The following is a 21,537-nucleotide window of genomic DNA, read 5'->3' as shown; positions in this document are numbered from 1 at the left end:
AAGTTAAATGTTGAAGAATCTTACAATTTCCGGGCAGTAATGCTCAAATCCGATGAAGGCGTGATTACCCCCGGCCTCGAGGGTAACACGACCCGCAGCGTAGTAGGCACATGCCTGACGATAATCGAGGACCTCATCACCCTGTTGCTGCAGCAACCAGAATCGTTCGGGATGCTGCAACGTGGCCACATCCAACGACGCCAACTGCTGGATATGCTCCGGCAACAAAGCATAGTGAACCCCGGTATAAGGATTGATCTGGGGCCCCAAAAACCGGGATAGCAAATACTGCGGATGCACCGCCGGATTGATCACCACGGCTTGCAAGCCAAAGCGCTCGCTGGCACAGGTACTCCAGAACCCTCCCAGCGAACTGCCGACCAGGCCCACCTCCCCCTGCGGTAATGCCGAGGCGATCAGGCGGCAAATCATGTCCCAGGCTTGCAGCGGCGTATCAGGCAATGTCGGCCGCAGGTAGGTGATTCCAGGGTGGTGGCGGGAAAGATATTCCCCGAGCAGGCAGGCCTTGGCTGAGCGCCCTGATGACTGGAAACCGTGCAGGTAGATGAGTGTCGCCATCAATATCCGGTCGCCGCACCATCCGGCACGAAATGCCCGTCAGGCAGACGATGAACCTGTGTCTCGATGCGGCCGTCCGGATAAAGCTGCAGATAACGCCACCCCGGCCCCTTGGTATCGAGACCAAAATCACGGCTCAGGGGTTCAAACTGGATACAGGTGGACGGCGACGAAATAAAACGTACCCCGTTGTGCTCCAGATCGGTTTCCTGGTGTACGTGCCCGCACAGCACCAGGCGGGCGTTTGGAAAACGTCCCAGCAATCCGAGCAGGTCACTGCCATTTTTCAAATCGTGCTGGTCCAGCCAGGTACTGCCGACCGGAAAGGTGTTGTGATGCAGACAGATGACACTATAACGCGCCGGCTCACTGCTCAGACACTGCTCCAAGAAACTCATTTGCTCCGGCTTCAGCCAGCCATGGGGCACACTATAGACCTGGGTATCCAGAAGCAGAATCTGCCACCCTGGCAACAATACCTGCCGCGCCGGGCTGATACCAAAGTCCGGCATCACACGGCGCATCAGGGGGCCGTCATCATGGTTACCCGGCAACCAGAATACCGGGCGTCCCAACGGACGGACCATATCGGCAAATCGGGAATAGGAGGCCGTGCTGTAATCCTGCGACAAGTCACCCGTCGCCAGAATCAAATCGAACGCAGCCTTTTGTGCCTGCACAGCATCGAGAACCGCCTGGAAGCTATCGGCGGTACGAATGCCCAGCAGTTGTCCCTCCGCCTGGGCAAAGAGATGAGTGTCCGTGATCTGGAGCAGGCGAATCGGTTGGTCGCCGCCCCCGGCTGCAAGCGTAACGGTGTCCACTGGGGCTAGTTCTTTCGTATTTAGTCCACAACAAAGGTAAAGGCACCGTAGCCATGGGCGAGACAGAAGCGTAACCATTCACCGAGGAAGTGGTTGCACTGCTCTTTCTCATTCCTGTGGTGCATCTTCGCATTAGGATAATGATAACTGGGCTGCAAGCGTGAAATCTGCTGACTGACACACACTTCGGCCATCCGTGCATCATGATACAACCTAACCTGCAGGTAGGCGCGAAGATAATGTGGCAAATTTTCGTTATTTTGTGACACCTCCACCAAAGTCGTGAAGCGACTCTCTTCGAGAACGCGTAACGTAAACCTCAGTCCGTCTGCGGCACAAAAGCAATATCCCTGTTGCTCGAATGCCTGCTTCGGCAATAATTTCATTAGCCCCATGTAGTTAATTTCACAAATTCGGTGCAAATCGACCAAATCTGGTACATGACGGCGCCGCGCGGTGATCACGCGCAAACTCCCCAGTCACGCCGCACCTCATCCAGATGCAGCTGCAACCACTGCAAGGCGATGACCGTCGCCGCGTTATCAATGCGGCCGCTCTCGACCCAGCGATACGCCTGTTCACGACTGACGACATGCACCCGGATGTCTTCACCCTCTTCCGCCAGGCCATGCAGGCCTGATGCCAGACGGCTATCTACCTCGCCGATAAATACGTCGATGCGTTCTGTGGTCCCGCCGGGGCTGACCAGATAGCTGAGCGCGAAACGGCTGCGTCCGATGCTCAGGCCCGCCTCCTCAGCCGCCTCGCGTTCGATCACTTCATCCGACGCCTCACCTGGCTCAATGATGCCGGCGACCATCTCAAGCAGCCATGGCGAGCGTTTGCCATCCACGGCACCGATTCGAAATTGCTCCAGCAGCACGACAGTATCCTGGCTTGGGTCATATGGCAGCATGGCGGCGGCATGACCGCGCTCGAACAATTCGCGGGTGAGCGGCGCCGACCAGCCGCCAGCAAATAGCCGATGGCGCAAGGTATAGCGATTCATTCGGAAAAACCCCTTGAAGCAGGTCTCCTGTTGCAGGATTTCGACATCGGCAGCAGAGAAATGGGGTTCAGGCAAAGAATAGACTTCAGACATGAGCGACTCCGTTACACAACAGCCCAACGGCCAGCATGAGTTCGGAAGGGTAACCTTAACAAGTGATGAATGGCACATGTCACGGCAGTTTTTTTTTGCCACAAAATCACTATATTAATGGCACCCCAGCGTTTTTTTCTTACACTCGTTACACTCAGAACATGAGTTGCCATCGACAGGGCCTGCAGGCCACCAGCAGATCGGCTCCCTGCGGCTTCACGGAGAATAAAAGATTATGAAAATGCGATTCTTGTCTGCCCTCGTGATATTCGGCCTTAGCAACGCCGCCAGCGCAGAGAACCTGCTCGACATTTACCGACAGGCGCAAGGAAAAGATCCTCAGTTGCAACAAGCCAAGGCACAACGCGACGCGGCGTTTGAGAAGATCAACGAAACTGACGCCGCCAACCTGCCACAAATCAACCTCGGCGCAGATGCCAATTATCTGAAAACCAACCAGAACGACGTTAAAACCGCGGGCTCGGCCGGAGCATCCATCGGTTTGTCCCAGTCACTGTTCCGTCGCAGCAACTGGCTGAACAGCGATATCACAGCCAAACAAGCAACGCAGAGCGACGTCAACTATAACCTGGAGCAACAGTCGCTGATTCTGCGTACGGCCAACGCCTATTTTGCCGTGCTCTCAGCCAAGGACACTCTCGAATATGTCAAGGCGAATCAGGAAGCGCTGAAGCGCCAACTGGAAGAGACCCAACAACGTTATAACGTCGGCATGACCGCCATTACTGACGTACACGAAGCGCAGGCGGCCTATGATCTGGCCACCGCCGATGTCATTACTGCCGAGAATAATCTGACCAACAGCTATGAAGGCCTGCGTCAGCTGACTGGTAGTGAATATAAAACCCTGGATGTTCTGGATACCCAACGTTTCAGTCCTGCGGCGTTGAGTGACGGTTCTGATGTCTGGATGAAGCGAGCTGAAGATGGCAATCTCTCCTTGAATCTGCAACGCATCAACAAGGACATTGCCAAACAGCAGATTGACTTGGCCAAGACCGGTCATGAACCCACGGTGGATCTGACTGCCAGCCTCGGTTCAACCTACACCGATTACAAAAATACCGGCGCCAGCTATGAAGATGGTACCCTGAATTCAGCGAATGTCGGCGTACAGTTCAATATGCCACTCTACAGCGGTGGTGCCATTGACTCTCGAGTCAAGCAAGCCCAGTTCAACTTCGTGGCGGCCAGCGAGAGTCTGGAACAAACCTACCGCAGCGTGCAAGCCGATCTCTATCGTGGCTATAACGACGTCACGGCCGCCATCGGCTCGGTTAACGCCTATCAGCAATCCGTAGTCTCGGCGGAGAGTGCGTTAACCGCCACGCGCGCCGGATATGAAGTAGGCACCCGGACCATCGTCGATCTGCTGGACGCAACGCGGAACCTCTATTCTGCCAAACAGATGCTGTCCGCGGCGCGCTACAACTTCATTCTCAAGCAATTACAACTCAAACAGATTGCCGGAACCTTGCAAGAACAGGATCTGGTCGACGTTAACAGCGGTCTGGCAAAAGGCTAAGTCCGCCACGCTCTTCCTTCCCCAGGGCGCCGATGGCGCCCTTCTTATTTTCAAGCCTTTGCTCGCATTTTTACTCAATCTTGTTGAGTGTTTTTCGCACTTTGGAGCCTGATCGCGTTTTCTGGGGTTGGTAACCGGTTAACATTCATGCAACCGATTCATTTTATTGAAGCTTGTGCTTGTTGAAGGAGGCACATATGGGCTTGTGGGACAAGGCAAAACAACTGTTTGGGCAGGGACAACCCTCTGGCAATCTGCATCATGTTACCGAGCAGGATCATCACAACGCCATCATCAAAGAACGTCGCGATCTGTGCAGCGGGGTAGACGACGAACCACAAGAGCAGACGGTCCGTCGCGATAATGCCCGCGACATCTGTTTTGTCGGCTGGCAAATCTGCAATGTCGAGGAACGGCATAACAAGGATGACCGCCGTCTGGCCTACTTGAAACTCTTCCAGACCCGTACCGATAAATTTGTCTGCCAGCGCATGACACTGATTGATGACGAAGAGAAAAAGTACGAAGCCGCCACGGTCGAAGATCTGGAAGGCATCAAACGCTTCTTCGGTGAAGATAGTCTGGCTCTGGCCTTGTACATCATGCTGGATCGGCAATTGAACGAGTTGCAAAAGACGGCCTGACCAGCCCACCTTTTTTAGTCGTCTTCAGTCGAATAAAAAGGCCGGTGTCGATGACACCGGCCTTGGTTTGTTTGTGCCAACGCGGCGGGCTATCAGTCGCCGTCCCGCTCGCGGATGGTTTGAATAATCGCACTGGTTGAACAGCCGTTTTCAAAATTCAACACCCGGACTTCACCGCCATTGGCCACCACTTCTTCATAGCCGGCGATCTGTTCTGGTTGATAGTCACCGCCTTTGACCAGCAGATCCGGCAGGACATTGGCGATCAGGCGGCGCGGGGTATCCTCACTGAACGGCACCACCCAATCCACGGCACCTAATGCGGCCAGCACCGTCATGCGGCGATCGACAGGATTCACCGGCCGTCCCTCCCCCTTCAAACGGCGCACCGAGTCGTCGTCATTCACGGCGACGATCAAACGATCGCCCAGTTCGCGAGCCTGTTGCAGGTAGGAAACATGCCCGGCATGCAGAATGTCAAAACAACCGTTAGTCATCACGATCGATTCCCCCCGACGACGGGCGGCGTCGACTGCAACCAGCAGTTGCTGCTCACTTAACACACCAAAACCGGCATCGGCATCGATGTGCAGCGCCTGCGCCAATTCCAGCGGACTGACCGTGGAGGTGCCCAGTTTGCCGACCACGATTCCCGCGGCCGTATTGGCCAAAGCACACGCCTGGGGCAAGGTCATGCCTGCCGCCAGCGATGCAGCCAAGGTGCCAATGACCGTATCCCCGGCCCCGGTAACATCAAACACTTCATGCGCCTGCGCGGGCAAGTGCAGCTCAGGCTGTCCTCGCTGCAGCAAGGTCATGCCATGCTCGGAACGCGTCACCAGCAATGCCTGCAACTGATAACGTTCAATCAACGCCTGGCCCTTGGCGACCAGATCCGCCTCGTCAATCACCTTGCCGACCACCGCCTCGAATTCGGACATATTGGGCGTGAGCAAAGTTGCACCGCTGTACTTGGCAAAGTCGGTGCCTTTGGGATCGACCAGCACAGGAATACCCGCGTCTTTGGCCAACGCGATCATGTCGCGCACCTCATGCAGCGCGCCTTTGGCATAGTCCGATAGAATCAGCAACTTGCATTGTTTCAGTCGCTGTCTCATCTGCTCCAGCAACGGTGCAGCATCGACACCGGCGAAGCTCTCCTCAAAATCCAGCCGCAGCAGTTGTTGATTGCAACTCATGACCCGCAATTTGGTGATAGTCGGCCGCTCGCTGGACTGGATACAGGCCATCTCGACCCCCAGCGCCGTCAGCTCCTGCTCCAGCAGGTCAGCCGCCTCATCCTCACCGGTAAAACCTGACAACACAGCGTGGGCACCCAGCGCGGCGATATTCAGCGCGACGTTAGCCGCCCCACCGGGACGCACCTCATTGTGCTCTACCTTGACAACCGGCACCGGTGCCTCAGGTGAAATCCGTTTGGCTGAGCCAGACCAGTAGCGATCCAGCATCACATCACCCACAACCAATACGTGGGCTTGAGAAAAATCGGGCAGTGAGACCTTCATCTTGTTTACTCTGACAACCAAATTGGTCGCCATTCTAGCACACAGAATGGTGTCGATTCGCCACTACGGCATGACTTCTGCTAACATGCTCGGCGTTTTACCCTCTCTGGAGTCGACTGCCATGGGTCCTGTACACACCCCACCCTTGACCATCGCCTACTTGCATCCTAAATATTGGCCACTTTGGATAGGTCAGGCCCTGCTCTGGTTGCTAGTCCAGTTGCCCTACGGTTGGCAAATGCGCCTTGGCAAGGCGCTCGGACGCTTCAGCATGCGCCTGCAACCGCGTCGTGTCGCGATTGCCCAGCGCAATCTGCAACTGGCGATGCCGGAGCTGGATGAACCGGCACGGGCAGTGTTATTGCGACAGAACTTCGAGAGTGTGGGCTGTGCCATCTTCGAAACAGGGATGGCCTGGTTCTGGTCCGACCAGCGTATGCGAAAATTCATGCAGGTTGAGGGCGAAGAACATCTGCGCGCCGCATTGGCCGGCGGTCATGGCATCCTGCTGCTCTCCTGTCATTTTTTGACGCTGGAGTTGAACGCGCGCATGTTCGGCCTGTTGCAGGCTGGTGTCGGCGTTTATCGTCCCAATGACAACCCGGTACTCGAATTTGCACAGGTGCGAGGACGCACCCGCTCCAACAAATATCTGCTCGATCGGCGTGACGTCAAAGGCATGATCAAGGCGCTGCGCCAAGGCGAAGCCTTGTGGTATGCCCCCGATCATGACTACGGTCGCCACGCCAGTGTCTTTGTGCCGTTCTTCGCCGTGCAGGACAGTGCCACCATCACCGGAACCGCCACTTTGGCACGCGTGAAAGGCGTCCGCGTCATGCCCTGCTACACGCTGCGCCTGCCGGAACATGCCGGCTATCGTCTGGTTCTTGAGGCGCCATTGGCTAACTTCCCTACCGGCGACGACATAGCCGACGCCACCCTGAGCAACCAAGTGATCGAAAGGGCCATCCGGCAAGCGCCCGAGCAATACATGTGGTTACACCGCCGGTTTAAGACACAACCGGACAAGCAAAGCCCCAGCCGCTACTGAGCCAGTGTCCTGGCGGTGTCATCGCATTACCAGGACACTCATCTGCTAACAACTTTGTTAATATGAATCAAGGCGTTATCTATTCCATTTTCTTGTTTAGCCGCCGTTAAGCTTCACCCACCAGACGACCGGGATGTTGAACTACCGTTTACTTTTCACTAGCTAGAGTGACCTCACCACCTGCGATGACCGGCTGCTTCCGGCATCGCGCATTCTGGAGGACACCAAGCATGAAAAAAGCATCAACCCTTTGTCTGACCATCCCCGCCCTGCTGGTCGCGGGCACCGCCTCTGCTGCCACCGTGTACGATCAGAACGGCAGCAAACTGGATCTCTATGGTCGCGCTACCGGCATGTATTACGGTTCAGACAACGACGAGTTAAGCGGCGATCAGAGCTATTTCCGTCTTGGCCTGAAAGGTGAAACCGCCATCAACAGCGAGTTGAGCGGTATCGGCCAGGTGGAATACAACCTCCCAACCTCCGGCAGCGACAACGATGAGCTGCGTCTGGGTTATGCCGGCCTGCGCCACGCGACCTTCGGTCAGTTGACTTACGGCCGGCAGGACGGCCTGTTCTCCATGGTTAACGACTATACCGACGTACTGCCAGAGTTCGGTGGCGATGGCCTCGGCAAAGGCACCGAAGTCTTTGGCACCGGTCGTACCAACGGCCTGTTCAAGTACGCCTTCAACTACAACGGCGTCACACTCGGCCTGCAATACACAGGGAAAAATGATCCGCAAAACAACGATACCAGCAAATGGATGCTGGGAAGCGATGCCGGTTACGCCGTCGGTCTGTCCTATGACGCGCCCATCGGTCTGAGTATCGCCACCGTTTATAACCGCGCCGGCAAGACCGACGATCAGAAGCAAAATGCCACGTTTGGCGGTCAGGATGATGCCCAGCTGACCGGTGTCGGTGTGCGCTATAACGCTAACAACCTGTATGCGGCCGCGACCTATTCCGAGGGCCGTGACCATTACGCAATCGGTGATGGCTATGCCCACAAGAGCCGGGGTTACGAGGCCGTGGTTCAGTACACTGTCGCCGACAAGTTTGTCCCCGGCCTGGCCTATGTCCGCTCCGAGGTCAAGGATGCCAGCCAGAACATTGACGACAAGGCTAACGAATACGTCAGCGTGAATGCCGCGTATCACTTCAATGACAACTTCCAAAGCTATGTCGACTACCGTATCAACATGCTGGATGACAACAGCTTCACCCAGACCTATGGCATCAATACCGATGATGTGGTGGCTGTCGGCATGCGCTACGACTTCTAACCGTCACCCCACCTGACAAAGCCGGCCCTCGTGCCGGCTTTTTCGTCGGTGGTCGCCAGATTCGATCGCTCGCACACTCGCGCATTGCCAAAAGGGATTCCATGCCGATTCGTTCCTGAGCTGGTGTATTCTAGCGACTGACGCCTTATCTTCATTGCGGAGCCCCGACCCTATGCCGGAACTAGCGATCAATCCCTGGTTGAGCCTATGGCGCTACCCGCGCCGGACGTTTCGCCATCTGCTGGATGAGGCGCCCGGTTACAACGTGCTGACACTGGCATCCTTGACGGGTATCGCCGCCGCCCTCGGACAAGCCAGTGGACATGGCCTTGGCAGCCAGGTCGCATTGTGGCCACTATTGGCCATCTGCCTGCTGCTGGGACCCTTGATGGGGCTGGCGGAGCTCTGGATTGGCAGTTGGCTGTTAAGCCGTATCGGTCGTTGGCTGGGAGGAGAAGCCGACAGCGCCGAAATGCGTACCGTCATGGCCTGGTCGGGCTTACCGAATGTGTTGGGACTCGTGACCTGGGGGGGGATGATTGCCGAGCTCGGCATTCTGGTCTTCGCCCCGCGCTCTCCTGAGCTGATGCAATCACTGGCACAGCATAAAGGCTTTGTCATCGCGGCGGCCTTGCAACTGCTACTGGGTATCTGGTCGCTCTGGCTGCTGTGCATCGGCGTTTCCGAGGCACAGCGTCTGCCGATGCTCAAGGCCTTGCTGAATCTGTTACTGACGGCCATGGCCGCGCTGGTGCTGTTATCCCCCATCAAATTGTTGCTGGACCAGCTATTGGCATGAGCGACTGGCATCTGTATCTGATCCGCGACCGGGATCAGCGCCTATATACCGGCATCAGTCGGGATGTCGAACGGCGCCTGGTCATGCACCAGAACGGCACCGGGGCCCGCGCGTTGCGGGGTCGTGGCCCGTTGACGCTGGTTTGGCGTAGCGCCGTCATCTCGCACCGCGAAGCCCTGCGTCTGGAATATGCCATCAAACAATGGCCCAAGGCCCGCAAGGAGGCTCTGATCCGCGGCGAAGTCGGCCTTCCGGAATTAGCATGATGCCCTCTGAATCACCACGCCGCTGGCTATTGCAAAAACTGACCGACAGCTGTCGTCGCCAGCAGGTTTCACTTGGCGATGAGGTGTGGCAGTTGGATGATCTGTTGCGCTTGATCGAGTTCACCGCCCGCTCCGCCGCTACCTTTTCCCAGTCCTGCCAGGTCTGGTGCGAGAGCCTGCCACTGCTGGGTAGCGAATGGTATCCACAGTGGCAACAACACGATCTCGCCCTGTTGATCCGCTTTGAGCCTTTGGTGCCAGAGCCGGATCCCGAACCCTTGTGGTGGCTGCTCCAGCTGTGGCACCTCAGCGTTCAGGAAAACGGCGCCCAGTGGCGGCTGGAGTGGCCACAGCGGATGCGCACGGAAACCGAAGTTGTGCCGTTGCACTTGCTGGCCGCCAGTTACGGCCGACGACCAGCCCTGCATCTGACACTGAGTGCCAACACGTCGCAACCGAACGTCAGCTGGCAACCGTTGCATGGCGCCTTGCTCACCGTATTGCACCGCCTGCATCGCCTCGGCGCACAACCCCGCGGTTTGCTGGAACGGGTAAAACAGCTTCTGGAGCAGACACTGCCGCGGCAGCCCTCGCTCCAGGAGTTGGCACTGCAGCTACAACTGCCAGTGCGCAGTCTGCAACGGCAGTTACACTCCTTCGGCACCACTCACTCCACCTTGCTGGAGGATGTGCGCCGTAACCGCGCCGTCAGTCTGTTGTGTCATGAACAGTACAGCGCGACTCAGGTTGGCTTGCAACTTGGCTATCAGGATGCCCCCAGTTTTCAGCGCGCCTTTCGCCGCTGGTTTGGCATGACGCCGGGCCGCTATCGGCAACGCTACTTTGAACATGATGACTCCGGGGCTCTGCCTGCCGTATCGCTCTACTACGCATTGAATCAGCTGCAGCAGCACAGTTTGCGCCAATACAGTGGTGCGCGGATCTGGATCTGTTTGCACAACCGCGCCTTTGATAAGTCCGTCCAGGTATTGTGTGAAGACAAGGATGGTATCTGGCGCCCCTATGCCGCGACCTTTGAACGCTTCCTGGCTGCGGATATCGAGCTGTGGTCGACCCCCTCCTTGCCGGTCCATGATCCCTTGCGTTTTCGTATCGAATACCGCGTTGGCGGCGAATTGCATCTCGATAATAACGGCGGCCTAGATTATTGCCTGGATGCCCCTGTGCTGTTAGGCAGCTATGCCGCCGTATGTCATCAGCTGATCCGGTTGCCCACCACAGGGCATCCGCAGTGGCTGGTGCGCCTGTTTACCCGCTCCGATTGGCCCAGAGCCGAAGCCGTCTGGAACAGCTCTCATGGCGAAGTCCGCCAACGGATGAGTGCGGAACGCTGCGGCCCGGCCTGGAGCTGGTATTGCCAGCTTAACCCGCCAGACCAGGAGACACCGGTCTGGTTCGAATTTGGCAGCGAGCAACACAACCGCCTCGTGCTGGATAATGGCGGCGAAGGGTTTCTCCCACCAAGACTGTAGCCAACAGGAGCCTGATCACACTTTGCAGGCTTGGCATTACACGCCAATGCTCTGGCGCATAATGCTAATTCGATTCCAGTGAAGATGAATAAAATCAGCACACCCGTTCATGTCAATGGAATAAAAAAATGCAAAAAAACCGAACCATAAAGCTTGGAACCCTCGCATCCGCCATCATTATTGCGTTATCTGGCTGCGGTAACGACAACAGCAGCACAACCAATCCGCATCCTGATCGCCATGTTGCCTCTCCTGACTGGCGCGATCAGATAATCTATTTCCTGATGATTGACCGTTTTAACGACGGTGATAGCAGCAACAACGATCAGGGCACTGGTGAATACGATCCCAGCAGCGACAAGAAATTCAGCGGAGGGGATCTGCTCGGGGTACAACAGAAACTCGATTACATTGCCGGGCTTGGCGCCACAACCGTCTGGACAACACCGCCTGTCGCCAATCAGTGGTGGGATCCGGCACAGAACTACGGGGGCTATCACGGCTATTGGGCGCGGGATCTGCAAAAAGTGGATGAGCACTTTGGCGATCTGGCCAGTTACCAGGCTCTTGCCAGCGGGTTGCACCAGCGTGGCATGTATCTGATTCAGGATGTGGTGGTAAACCATCTGGGTAACTTCTTTACCTACAGCGGCAACTATGACCCGGCGCAACCCTGTCAAGGCTTTGAGTTGATCCCCGGCGCGCTCGCCGCAGGACAAACCTTGCCACCGCCGCTGAATCTGAATGACTGCAACAGTACGGAGGCTCAGCAGGCGGCGATCTACCACTGGACCCCGGCCATTGCGGATCATAACAACACAACGCAACAATTTACCTACCAGCTGTCGGACCTGGACGATCTCAATACCAGCACACCGGCGGTACGCGACTATCTCAAACAAAGCTATCGTTACTGGATAGATCAGGTCGGCGTCGATGCCTTCCGGGTCGATACCGTCAAGTTTGTTGAGCATGACTTCTATAACGACTTCTTTCACGGCAGCGACGGCATCCTGGCCAAGGCCAAAGAGACGGGACGTAACGACTTCTTGAGCCTCGGTGAGATCTTCGAAGCCTCGACCGCCTACCACACCGAAGGGGAAGAGAAGCTGATTGCCTACCTGGGTACCAAAGAGAAACCCGAACTGGAATCGGTGCTTAACTTCCCGCTGCAAGCCACCATGAGCCAGGTTTTTGCCGGTGGCAAACCCACCGCCGAGCTCGGCTTCCGCTTGCGCAAAATGATGGAGATGTACCCGGATCCGTATCGACTGGGTAACTTCATCGAAAACCATGATATGGCTCGTCTGCTGGCTCAGGCCAGCCAGGATGACCTCAAACAGTCATTGTTCACTCTGCTGACCCTGCCAGGGATCCCTGTGCTGTATCAGGGCACGGAACAAGCCTTTACCGGCTATCGCGATGCCATGTTCAGCGGCGGCTATCGCGAAGATGGACAACAGCTTGACTCTTTCAACTCCGATTCCGACATGTACCGCTTCATCCAGAAGCTGACCACACTGCGCCACGAGTATAAAACGCTGTCGCGAGGGGATTTGACCATCCTGGCCGAGGAGAGTGCCGGTGCAGGTGCCTTTGCCTACCGGCGCCAACTGGATGACACTCGCTTGCTCATCATCCTCAATACCGCCAGTCAGCCGGTTCTGCTCAATCACATGCTCACAGGTCTGGGTGCCGGCAGCCGACTGCGGATTCTCGATGCCATGAACCAGGATGCCGAGCAGGAGATCATCACCGGTGACGATGGTAGCCTGACGCTGGCCTTACCGGCCAAGTCTGCCTTGCTGTTACTGGCCGATGGTACAGGTGCGGTCCCGCCTACCGATCAGAGCATGACACTCACCACGCCACTCGAAGGCGCTGTGATTTCGGCCGATCTGCCACTGCAGGGCACCGGAACGCCGGGCCGCCGGATCAAACTGGTCGTGGATGGCAACCTTGATGCGGCACAAGAGGTGGTAGTCGACACCGAGGGCAACTGGCAAGGCAGTGTGAGTGTCAGAGATTTCCAGATCGGCACGCAAAACCACCGCCTGGCTCTGTACGAGGCCGCAGATGGCAGCAGCCTGCCGGATATCCGCTTCCAAAGCCAATTGGCGTACCCGGAAACACCGGCCATCACTGTCGATGACACCGGGGATGCCGCCGAAGGCAGTGGCGGTCCGCTGGGTACCTATGGTCTACCGGGAGATAACAGCTTCGACAAGACGGCACCGCAGTTGGCCATTGAAGAAGCCAAGGTGTTCCAAGCCGGCAACAATGTGCGCCTGAGCCTGAAGATGGCAAATGTTACGGATACCTGGGTTCCTACCTTCGGCTTTGACCACGTCGGCTTCAGCATCTTCATCCATCTGCCGGAACAAGGGACGGGTCAGACGTTGCTACCGAAGATCCGCGGCACTATGCCGGATGGCCAAACCTGGCAGCGTCAAGTCGTGGCATTTGGCTGGCAGAACAGCCTCTACAGCAGCCAGGGCGCGACCGCCAGCCAGTTTGGTGAGCCGATCGCTCCGGCCCCCACCCTTTCAGTCGATAAAGCCAGCAAGACCATCAACTTCGATTTTCCGAGCGCCTCGCTGGGTAAACCCTCGTCGCTAAACGGCATCACCTTCTACGTCACCACCTGGGACCTGGATGGCTTGTCGAGCAGCTACCGACCACTGCAAAGCGCAGCCGGGGCCTGGAACTTCTCCGGTGGCAGCGATCTGGACCCCTTGATTTGGGACGATCTCCCGTTGATCACCCTGGGTCAATAATCGCGTGACAGCGCCCTGCACCACGCAGGGCGCCGAGCACCTTCCCCCCCTCGACGACCGCAAAACGTGAGGGGGGTTCTCTTTTCTTCTCATCTCACTCAACAGACAGCAAAAAAGGCTTGGCGCCAGCATAGGCAGATGAAAAAATCGGCCCGCTCGTTTTTCTGCAAAAGATTATTTCGCCATCTATCCCATTAATAGAGTAAGACACCCACATGAGTGACTCAGCCCCAACCGCGAAACGCGATGGTTTCACCAGCAGCTTCGGCGTGCTAGCCGCCACCCTCGGCTCGGCCGTCGGTCTAGGTAACATCTGGAAAGTTCCTTACATGACCGGTGCCAATGGCGGTGCCGGATTCTTGCTGGTTTATCTGCTGGCGACGCTGCTGATTGCGCTACCGGTGATGATGGCGGAGATCGCCATGGGACGTGAAGCCAAGGCTAACCCCATCACGGCACTGCAACGCCTGGCACCGCGCGGGTTACCGTGGTGGCTGATTGGCGCGTTTGGCATGCTGGCGGCCTTTCTCATCATGTCGTTCTACTCCGAGGTCGTCGCCTGGGTGTTTGCCTACATCGTCAAGGCTATCGACGGCTCCATTCTCAGCAGTGATCCCGCGGTCACCGGTGCGGCGTTTGGCCAGTTGATCAGTGATCCGCTGCAGTCGCTGTTATGGCAATGGTTCGTGCTGGTATTCATCGGCGGTATTTTGCTACTCGGGGTCGCCAAGGGGATCGAGGCCGTCACGAAGAAATTAATGCCCTTGCTGTTTGTTTTGTTGCTGGTGCTATGTGCCGTCAGCCTGTCGCTGGACAAGGCCGCCGAAGGACTGCGCTTTTTGTTTCAACCTGACTTCAGCAAACTCAGTGCCTCTGTCGTCTTGATGGCCATGGGATTGGCCTTCTTCAAACTCTCGATCGGCATGGGCACCATGATGACCTATGGTAGTTACTTCCGGGATGAGCAGAATATTCCGGCGACTACGGTACGGGTCATGACCGCGGATCTGTTTATTTCCATGCTGGCAGGTATCGCCATTTTTCCGGCGGTATTCACCTTCGGTTTCGAGCCGGCTGCCGGACCATCTCTGGTCTTTATCACCATACCGGCCGTATTTGCGCAGATCCCGATGGGGCATCTCTTGATGGTGCTGTTTTTCGTCCTGACCGCGGTGGCTGCAACCGGAGCCATGTTGTCGCTGCTGGAAGTGCCTGTCGCCATCATCCACGAGCGCTTTGGTCTGACGCGCCGCAAGGCCACGCTCATCAGCCTGCTGATCCTGGCACTGGCCGGTTCGACCTGTGCCTTGACCAACAGCACCCTGGCCGAGTTCAAACTGTTCGGCATGACGATGTTCGATCTGTTTGATTTCCTCTCATCCAACCTCCTGCTGCCGCTCGGTGGCATCCTGATCTGCCTGTTCGCCGGTTGGGTCTGGGGTGAAGAGCGTCTGCTGCAGGCACTCAGTAATCGCGGCACCCTCGCTAACCAGCGGCTGGTAGGCATACTGTTCCTGCTGCTGCGTTTCGTCACCCCCGCATTGATCCTGGTGGTGATGCTCAAGGGGCTGGCCCTGTTCTAAACGGCCAATCGGCTGGTGATAGCCAACGGCGGCCAATGGTCGCCGTTGGCTATTTAGGATTGCAATTCAACGGTTTGCCTGCGCAAAACGGCAGCATTCATCTGGCACAGTCTGTTGCTTTCCCGTACAGTAGAAATCCTGATATTTACCAACCAGGAGAAGACGTTGCAGCGATTTCTGATTCCCCTGGTACTGCTATGTGCTCTGGGTATGGCGGTTGGCATTGACTACCAGACCCGCAGCATCCCGATGATTCGCCCCCAGCCCCGTCATCCGGTCTATGTACTGGCCTCCCCCGCGCAAGCACAACGCATTGCCCGCGGTGAAGAGGTGCTGGTACTGGGCCCCTGGTGTTACGGGCTGTTTACCGGTCAACAGGCTTTTGCCAGCCGCAGCGAGGCCGCCGACTACCTGGCATTAAAAGGATTGGATCAGGAACGGCTGCAGCTATATGTCGCCTCGGGAGACTATCAGCTGGATGTGGAACAGGGCGTACTGAACAAGACACTGCGTCTGGTACGCCCATTACCGTGGAGCGATGCCTGATGTCATCACCGGAACAGATGCAACTAAGGCCCATGCTGATTAGCGATTACGATGCGGTCCTCGCGCTGTGGCAAAGCAGCAGTGGCATGACATTGCGTGATAGCGACTCGCGCGAAGCCATTGCTCGTTATCTGGACCACAATCCGCAACTCAGCCAGGTTCTGTTGCAGCAAGATACCCTGATCGGTGCCGTGCTGATTGGTACCGATGGCCGTCGCGGCTACCTGCAGCACCTGGCGATCGCTGCGGCATGGCAACATCAGGGCCTGGGACGTCGGCTACTGGAGGCGGGGATCGCAGCCCTGCAGCGTCATGGTATCGAGAAGACACACCTGTTTGTGCATGCCGACAACACGGCTGCGTTGCAGTTCTATCGCCATTTGGGCTGGCAGCTGCGCGATACCATCTATCTGTGCTCGTTCAACGCCGGCAGTCATCCAAACATCTAGGGTCTTAGCGCCCAACATGCACCTGGGTGACTAATTCGGCCGTGGCAACCGGATCGCAGAGCTGAGTACCGTGACGCAGGGTAGCCGCCGTCCCGGCAGCCACGCCCCAGCGCAGCATCTCTTCCAACGACGCCCGCTCTGCCAGTTTCAATGTCAGCGCAGCCACCATGCTGTCCCCCGCGCCCACCGTACTCAGCGCCTTGACCTGCGGCGGGGTCGCCAGCACCTGCTGTTCACGGCTGACAGCCAAGGCGCCCTCTGCGCCCAGCGAGACAACGACATAGCGGGTGACATCTCGCTGTATCAGCGCCCGCGCCGCCAGGGCAACCTGCTCCAGTGTCTCCAGCGGCTGACCAGTCAGCGCCGCCAGCTCCTTGCGGTTTGGCTTGATGAGCAGCAAGCCCCCCTCTTTGACGACCGCCTCCAGCGCCGGCCCCGAACTGTCGACCACGCACTGCAAGCGATTCTGTCTGGCAAACACCACCAAGTCGACCAGATCGGCAACATCCATGCCGGGAGGCAAACTGCCGCTGATAACCAGCAAGGCCCCCTCCGGGAGGCTTGCCACCCGCTGCCGCAAGGCATGGATCTCCTCGTCGTGCAAACAAGCGCCAGGCATGACAAAGCGGTACTGCTCACCGCTTTGTCGCGCAAACACATGCAGATTCTGGCGTGTCCAGTCCAGGGTGCTGACGACACCGACTTCCAAGCCTTCATGGCGCAGCAGTTGTGTCAGGTGCTCTCCGGTTGGTCCCCCCGCCGGATAGATGGCCGTGGCTTGACCACCCAGCATGCGGATCGCGCGCGCAACATTGATGCCCCCCCCACCGGGTTCAAAGCGCGGGGCCGTGCATCTGAGCTTTCCTTCCGGATACAGAGCATCGGTTTCCGTGGCACTGTCCAGGGATGGCGACAAGGTCAAGGTGGCAATGGGTTTCATCTCGGGCTCCTGCAACAAACGAGGGTTGCGTTGACTGATGTCCATCATCGGCTAGCCCGGACCCGAAGACAAGCGTCATGCGAGCTTGCTCCTCGCATCGCCAGGTTCCGCCTGCAACCTCCACCCCGGAGCAGGATGTGGGCCACCACAGGTTCTGCCACGCTGTAGGGAATTGACCAGGAGCTGTCGACATGACCCAAGATGTGATCTCACCCTATCGGTTAACCCTGCAGTCAGACCACCTCTGGCTGGACGATGTTGAATACGAGCTGCAACAGGAGCTAGGTCGTGGCAAATCGGCGATCTCATGGCTCTACCGACGGACCACTGCGAATAGCACCCTACCAGCCCAGATCGTACTCAAGCGGTACTGCCAGACCGGGCACCAGACCATCGACTTTTCACAGGCACTGGCGTTCGAGTTGTGTAGTTATCAACGCTTGCAGTGTGCCGGCATCGCCCACCCGCGTTTACTGGCTTACAGCCACGAATACTACTGTCTGGCCAAGGCGTTCATCGCCGGAGAACTGATCAGCGATCTCTTGATCCGGCAGGGGCTGGATGATCGCCACTTTCGTCCGATGTTTGCGATGGCACAGCAACTGGAACAACACGGTTTTCACATCGATTACTTCCCAACCAACTTTGTACTCAACGCACAAGGGTTGTTCTACATCGACTATGAGGCGCATCCCTATAATGGCGAATGGGACTTTGCTAACTGGGGCATCTATTACTGGCTCAACCGTGATGGCATGCGCCAGTTTATTGCCACCGGTGATGTCCGGCACATCAATCAGCCGGACCAACCCAAGCCATGGGTCACCCCTTTCCAAAGACAGCGCGAAAGCCTGATGCGCCGGCTGGCAAATGGGGCCAGCCCCATCGGCAAATGAACACATTTGTGGCAGGCTGGCCAAAAATAGCCAGGAGCTAGCATGACACATCCTGAACTGCGGACGCCGCGATTGATTCTGCGCCCCTTCTCATTCCACGACATCGCTGGCATCGAAACGCTGGCCGGCGATCCGGAGGTGGCGGCCGGCAGCGTGCTCATTCCCCACCCCTATCCTCCCGGGCTGGCACAGCGCTGGATTGCCAGCCATGACAGTGCCTGGCGCGCAGGTGAAGCCCTGATACTGGCGATCGATGACGTGGATGGCAAACTGATCGGTAGCATCAGCGTCGTGCTGGATGAGCAGCGGGAAGCGGGGCGCCTCATCAGCCGAGGTTGTCTTGGCTATTGGCTGGGTCGACCCTATTGGGGTATGGGTCTGATGACCGAAGCGGTCACGGCGATGATCGATTTCTGTTTTCAAGAGTTGGGGCTGGACCGCATCGAGGCGCTGCATCACACCGCCAATCCGGCCTCCGGTGCTGTCATGCGCAAATGTGGACTCAGCTACCGCGGGAGCGACGAACAGCCGCTCCCTGATGGCCAGTTCTTGTCGCTACTCCGTTATCGGCTTGATGCCTCGACCTGGCAGGCCGGTCGCTGAATCGCTCCCGCCCTATCGGCCACCTGCGACAACAACCAGTCAGCGAAAGCGCGCACGGCCGGGCGCAATGCACTTCGCGCCGTCTGCACCAGATAGTAGGCGTAAGGCGATGGCAGGGCGATATCAAACAACCGCTGCAAGGTGCCACATGCCAGCTCCTCGGCTACCAGGGCTCGACGCGCCAACGCCACCCCACGACCGGCCACGGCCATGCGGATTAACTGTGCCGAGTCAGACAAGGTTAAATGATGTTGTCCACGAAACTCACGGACACCGGCACACTCGAACCAGGCTCGCCAGTTCATACGCTCGGGCGCATTATCACGCAGCAGGGCATAGTGTTGTAGCGCCGCAGGAGACTCCGGCAGACCGACGCTGGCCAAGAAAGCCGGTGACGCCACCGGGAACAGCTCATCGCTCATCAACGGCGTGACCAGCAGCCCCGGGTAATCGCCCGGGCCGAAGCGAATGGCCAGATCCAGCGTGGAGGCCTGTAGATCCTGTACCTGTTCACTCATCGACAGTCGTAGTTCGATGTGCGGAAAAGCCAGGTTGAAAGCGTCGAGTCGGGGTAAGAGCCAGCAACTGGCAAAGGAGGGCAGTACAGTCAGACACACCACGTTGTCCGCCGCGTCCGATCTTAATTGCCGCCACCCCTCCTCGAGCTGTGCCAGGCCCTGACTCAGAAACGGCCGCATGCGTTCCGCCCGGCAAGTAGGCCGCAATCCTCTGGGATGGCGCTCAAACAACAGGCCAACTTCCTGCTCCAGCTGCTTGATGTGCTGGCTGATGGCTGACTGGGTCACGCACAACGAAACCGCGGCCGCACTGAACGAACCTGTGCTCAGTACCGCATCCAGTACCGCCAGCGCCTTCAGGCGATGCATCAAAATTGCCATTAGTTCTACTAATACCCTCTGCAGTTTAACCCGTTTGTCTGTTCAGCCGGGGATAAGAACAATGTGTCTTCAGCAGTATGGATAAAAAGCGCGATAAATCACAAGAGGGACGACGATATGCGCGGCATGAAGGCATTAGTATGGCTTAAGAGATGGCAAACTTGCCTCCGACAATGGCAGCACAATTACCGCAGCCGACGACTGTTGGCCAGCATGACAGACCACCAGTTAAAAGACATCGGATTGACTCACGGCGAACAATATCGCGAGTCCAGCAAACCCTTCTGGCACAGATAGCACAACGGTAGAAATAAAAACGGCCCCGCAAGAGGCCGTTTTTGCTAGCGCATGAATAACAGATTACTTCTTGGCTTCCGCCGGCTTGGCCGCTTCATCAGCCTTGTCCTTGCCGATAGAGAGCAACTCTACTTCAAACACCAGGACGGAGTTTGGCGGAATAGAACCCGCACCCTGTTCACCGTAAGCCAGTTGCGACGGCAGATAGAACTTGTACTTGGCGCCAACCTTCATCAGTTGAACCCCTTCGGTCCAGCCCGGGATCACGTGATCCAGCGGGAACTCTGCCGGTTCGTTACGATCATAGGAGCTGTCAAACTTGGTGCCATCGATCAAAGTACCGGTATAGTGAACCTTGACGATGTCAGAGGCTTTAGGCTGGTCACCCTTGCCCTCGGTCAGCACTTCATATTGCAGGCCAGACTTGGTAACGGTGACACCCTTCTTCTTGGCGTTTTCTTCCAGGAACTTCTTACCCTTCTCCAGGCTGGTCTTGGCATCATCCGCAGCCTTCTTGGCGGCCGCTTCATTGATCTTCTGATCGTAATCCTTCAGAGCCTTTTCCAGTTGCTTCTCATCCAGCAACGAATTCTTGGCCAAGCCATCCTTGACGCCCTGCATGATCACGGCATTATCCAGCTTCACGCCCAGCTCTTGCTGACGCTCCAGCGTATTGGCGATATAACGGCCCATGGATTGACCGATAGCATAGGCTGACGTTTCTTCAAACGTCTTTAGCGCTGAACTGGCAGCATCCTTCTTCACTTCAGCCTTGGCTTCCGGCGCTTTCCCTGCAGCAGCGTCGGCCTTCTTCTCATCTTGTTGACAACCGGTGATGACCAGGCTCATGGCCGCGGCCAGCAGGGAAACTTTCAGGATCTGTTTCATTATTTTCTCCAAACACCCAATCTTGGCTCTCTGCGACAGTTATAGAGAGGCTCGTCTTATAAAGCGTTTTATACTAACCGCACTGAGGTACAGAACAACAGGCTTCGCAAGGCAATTATCAAAAAATAGTGAAGCCGATAGCGCCATCGGCGACAGCGGCAAGAATTGACAGCGTTTTCCATCACATACCACCTCTGTGCATCGCTTCGGCAACACGCTATCATCGCCGTCCTCAATAACGTCATCAGGAGCCATCGATGTCAGACATTTTGCTTCAGCGGCTGGATTATCTGGAAACCCGAGTCGCCTTCCAGGAGCATGCTCTTGAACAACTGAGCGAGGAGCTGGCGCAACAGCAAAAAGTGATGGAACGCATGCGCCAACAGATGGACATACTGATCCAGAAGATGCGTGAGCAGGTCGGTTCGCCGGTCGCCAGCCAGGCAGAAGAGACGCCCCCCCCGCATTACTGACGCTCCCGTGCAGAAAACCAAAACGCCCTTTCGGGCGTTTTGGTTTTCTGGTGATGATAAAGCAGGC

Annotated in this window: 23 protein-coding genes; 15 read left to right on the top strand and 8 right to left on the bottom strand. The window is 57.0% G+C overall.

Features of this window, described 5'->3' with window-relative positions; genetic code table 11:
- Positions 1-3: 3 nt before the first annotated feature.
- From ACFOSS_RS00240 to nudF, 4 genes are all read right to left on the bottom strand, one after another.
- Entirely contained in the window at positions 4-579 is a 576-nt protein-coding gene (locus tag ACFOSS_RS00240; RefSeq protein WP_377149692.1) for a YqiA/YcfP family alpha/beta fold hydrolase, read from the bottom strand.
- The gene (cpdA, locus tag ACFOSS_RS00235; RefSeq protein ID WP_377149690.1) at positions 579-1,403 is read right to left on the bottom strand and encodes a 3',5'-cyclic-AMP phosphodiesterase; all 825 of its coding nucleotides are present in this window, start codon (positions 1,401-1,403) and stop codon (positions 579-581) included. Before cpdA ends, ACFOSS_RS00240 begins: the two co-directional genes overlap by 1 nt.
- A gap of 20 nt (positions 1,404-1,423) precedes the next feature.
- Positions 1,424-1,798, bottom strand: coding sequence for a DUF1249 domain-containing protein (locus ACFOSS_RS00230; RefSeq protein ID WP_377150633.1), 375 nt, complete (start codon positions 1,796-1,798; stop codon positions 1,424-1,426).
- 65 nt (positions 1,799-1,863) lie between these two features.
- Positions 1,864-2,505 (bottom strand): ADP-ribose diphosphatase, encoded by a 642-nt coding sequence (gene nudF, locus ACFOSS_RS00225; RefSeq protein ID WP_377149688.1) that lies wholly within the window; start codon positions 2,503-2,505, stop codon positions 1,864-1,866.
- Between the two features lie 235 nt (positions 2,506-2,740).
- Between nudF and tolC the strand changes: the two genes are divergently transcribed.
- Together tolC and ACFOSS_RS00215 are read left to right on the top strand one after the other, a co-directional pair.
- Positions 2,741-4,051 carry an outer membrane channel protein TolC gene (gene tolC / locus ACFOSS_RS00220; protein ID WP_377149686.1) on the top strand — a complete coding sequence of 437 codons (1,311 nt, stop codon included), beginning with the start codon at positions 2,741-2,743 and terminating at the stop codon, positions 4,049-4,051.
- A 197-nt stretch (positions 4,052-4,248) separates the two neighbouring features.
- Positions 4,249-4,695: a hypothetical protein gene (locus ACFOSS_RS00215; protein ID WP_377149684.1), complete on the top strand. Its 447-nt coding sequence runs from the start codon at positions 4,249-4,251 to the stop codon at positions 4,693-4,695.
- Positions 4,696-4,787: 92 nt separating this feature from the next.
- Here the strand turns inward: ACFOSS_RS00215 and hldE are convergent, their stop codons facing one another.
- Positions 4,788-6,221, bottom strand: coding sequence for a bifunctional D-glycero-beta-D-manno-heptose-7-phosphate kinase/D-glycero-beta-D-manno-heptose 1-phosphate adenylyltransferase HldE (gene hldE / locus ACFOSS_RS00210; RefSeq protein WP_377149682.1), 1,434 nt, complete (start codon positions 6,219-6,221; stop codon positions 4,788-4,790).
- A 121-nt stretch (positions 6,222-6,342) separates the two neighbouring features.
- Here hldE and lpxL point away from each other — a divergent pair, with 121 nt between their 5' ends.
- The 9 genes from lpxL to ACFOSS_RS00165 all read left to right on the top strand — a co-directional run bounded on the left by lpxL (position 6,343) and on the right by ACFOSS_RS00165 (position 16,474).
- Positions 6,343-7,272: an LpxL/LpxP family Kdo(2)-lipid IV(A) lauroyl/palmitoleoyl acyltransferase gene (gene lpxL, locus ACFOSS_RS00205; RefSeq protein WP_377150632.1), complete on the top strand. Its 930-nt coding sequence runs from the start codon at positions 6,343-6,345 to the stop codon at positions 7,270-7,272.
- 230 nt (positions 7,273-7,502) lie between these two features.
- Positions 7,503-8,561 (top strand): porin, encoded by a 1,059-nt coding sequence (locus tag ACFOSS_RS00200; RefSeq protein ID WP_377149679.1) that lies wholly within the window; start codon positions 7,503-7,505, stop codon positions 8,559-8,561.
- A gap of 172 nt (positions 8,562-8,733) precedes the next feature.
- Positions 8,734-9,360 carry a Yip1 family protein gene (locus tag ACFOSS_RS00195; RefSeq protein ID WP_377149677.1) on the top strand — a complete coding sequence of 209 codons (627 nt, stop codon included), beginning with the start codon at positions 8,734-8,736 and terminating at the stop codon, positions 9,358-9,360.
- The gene (locus ACFOSS_RS00190) at positions 9,357-9,626 is read left to right on the top strand and encodes a GIY-YIG nuclease family protein (protein ID WP_377149675.1); all 270 of its coding nucleotides are present in this window, start codon (positions 9,357-9,359) and stop codon (positions 9,624-9,626) included. The genes ACFOSS_RS00195 and ACFOSS_RS00190 overlap by 4 nt, the downstream gene beginning before the upstream one ends.
- A complete protein-coding gene (locus tag ACFOSS_RS00185; RefSeq protein WP_377149673.1) occupies positions 9,623-11,119 on the top strand; it encodes a helix-turn-helix transcriptional regulator in 1,497 nt (498 codons plus the stop codon). The genes ACFOSS_RS00190 and ACFOSS_RS00185 overlap by 4 nt, the downstream gene beginning before the upstream one ends.
- Positions 11,120-11,247: 128 nt before the next feature.
- A complete protein-coding gene (locus ACFOSS_RS00180) occupies positions 11,248-13,896 on the top strand; it encodes an alpha-amylase family glycosyl hydrolase (protein WP_377149671.1) in 2,649 nt (882 codons plus the stop codon).
- Between the two features lie 215 nt (positions 13,897-14,111).
- Positions 14,112-15,479, top strand: a complete 1,368-nt coding sequence (locus tag ACFOSS_RS00175) for a sodium-dependent transporter (protein WP_377149668.1) — start codon at positions 14,112-14,114, stop codon at positions 15,477-15,479.
- A gap of 165 nt (positions 15,480-15,644) precedes the next feature.
- Positions 15,645-16,025 carry a hypothetical protein gene (locus ACFOSS_RS00170; protein WP_377149666.1) on the top strand — a complete coding sequence of 127 codons (381 nt, stop codon included), beginning with the start codon at positions 15,645-15,647 and terminating at the stop codon, positions 16,023-16,025.
- Entirely contained in the window at positions 16,025-16,474 is a 450-nt protein-coding gene (locus ACFOSS_RS00165; protein ID WP_377149664.1) for a GNAT family N-acetyltransferase, read from the top strand. The genes ACFOSS_RS00170 and ACFOSS_RS00165 overlap by 1 nt, the downstream gene beginning before the upstream one ends.
- Before the next feature lie 4 nt (positions 16,475-16,478).
- Here ACFOSS_RS00165 and pfkB read toward each other — a convergent pair whose 3' ends face one another.
- On the bottom strand, positions 16,479-17,414 hold the full coding sequence (pfkB, locus tag ACFOSS_RS00160; RefSeq protein WP_377149662.1) for a 6-phosphofructokinase II: 936 nt from the start codon (positions 17,412-17,414) through the stop codon (positions 16,479-16,481).
- A 191-nt stretch (positions 17,415-17,605) separates the two neighbouring features.
- On the opposite strand from pfkB, the gene ACFOSS_RS00155 reads away from it, so the two are divergent.
- Together ACFOSS_RS00155 and ACFOSS_RS00150 are read left to right on the top strand one after the other, a co-directional pair.
- On the top strand, positions 17,606-18,310 hold the full coding sequence (locus ACFOSS_RS00155; protein ID WP_377149660.1) for a hypothetical protein: 705 nt from the start codon (positions 17,606-17,608) through the stop codon (positions 18,308-18,310).
- Between the two features lie 42 nt (positions 18,311-18,352).
- Complete coding sequence (locus tag ACFOSS_RS00150) at positions 18,353-18,913, top strand: GNAT family N-acetyltransferase (RefSeq protein WP_377149658.1); 561 nt, start codon at positions 18,353-18,355, stop codon at positions 18,911-18,913.
- On the opposite strand, the gene ACFOSS_RS00145 is transcribed toward ACFOSS_RS00150, so the two are convergent.
- Positions 18,874-19,812, bottom strand: a complete 939-nt coding sequence (locus tag ACFOSS_RS00145) for a LysR substrate-binding domain-containing protein (RefSeq protein WP_377149656.1) — start codon at positions 19,810-19,812, stop codon at positions 18,874-18,876. The genes ACFOSS_RS00150 and ACFOSS_RS00145 overlap by 40 nt on opposite strands.
- Before the next feature lie 117 nt (positions 19,813-19,929).
- Between ACFOSS_RS00145 and ACFOSS_RS00140 the strand changes: the two genes are divergently transcribed.
- A complete protein-coding gene (locus ACFOSS_RS00140) occupies positions 19,930-20,109 on the top strand; it encodes a DUF1127 domain-containing protein (protein ID WP_377149654.1) in 180 nt (59 codons plus the stop codon).
- A 63-nt stretch (positions 20,110-20,172) separates the two neighbouring features.
- Here the strand turns inward: ACFOSS_RS00140 and fkpA are convergent, their stop codons facing one another.
- Positions 20,173-20,997, bottom strand: a complete 825-nt coding sequence (gene fkpA, locus ACFOSS_RS00135) for an FKBP-type peptidyl-prolyl cis-trans isomerase (protein WP_377149651.1) — start codon at positions 20,995-20,997, stop codon at positions 20,173-20,175.
- A 257-nt stretch (positions 20,998-21,254) separates the two neighbouring features.
- Between fkpA and ACFOSS_RS00130 the strand changes: the two genes are divergently transcribed.
- On the top strand, positions 21,255-21,470 hold the full coding sequence (locus tag ACFOSS_RS00130; protein WP_377149649.1) for a SlyX family protein: 216 nt from the start codon (positions 21,255-21,257) through the stop codon (positions 21,468-21,470).
- The last annotated feature ends 67 nt before the right edge of the window (positions 21,471-21,537 follow it).

The organism is Pseudaeromonas sharmana, assembly GCF_042649925.1.
GTDB classification, from domain to species: domain Bacteria; phylum Pseudomonadota; class Gammaproteobacteria; order Enterobacterales; family Aeromonadaceae; genus Pseudaeromonas; species Pseudaeromonas sharmana.
The sequence above is the reverse complement of the archived record's forward strand: the minus strand, read 5'-3'. Positions and strand labels throughout refer to the sequence as shown.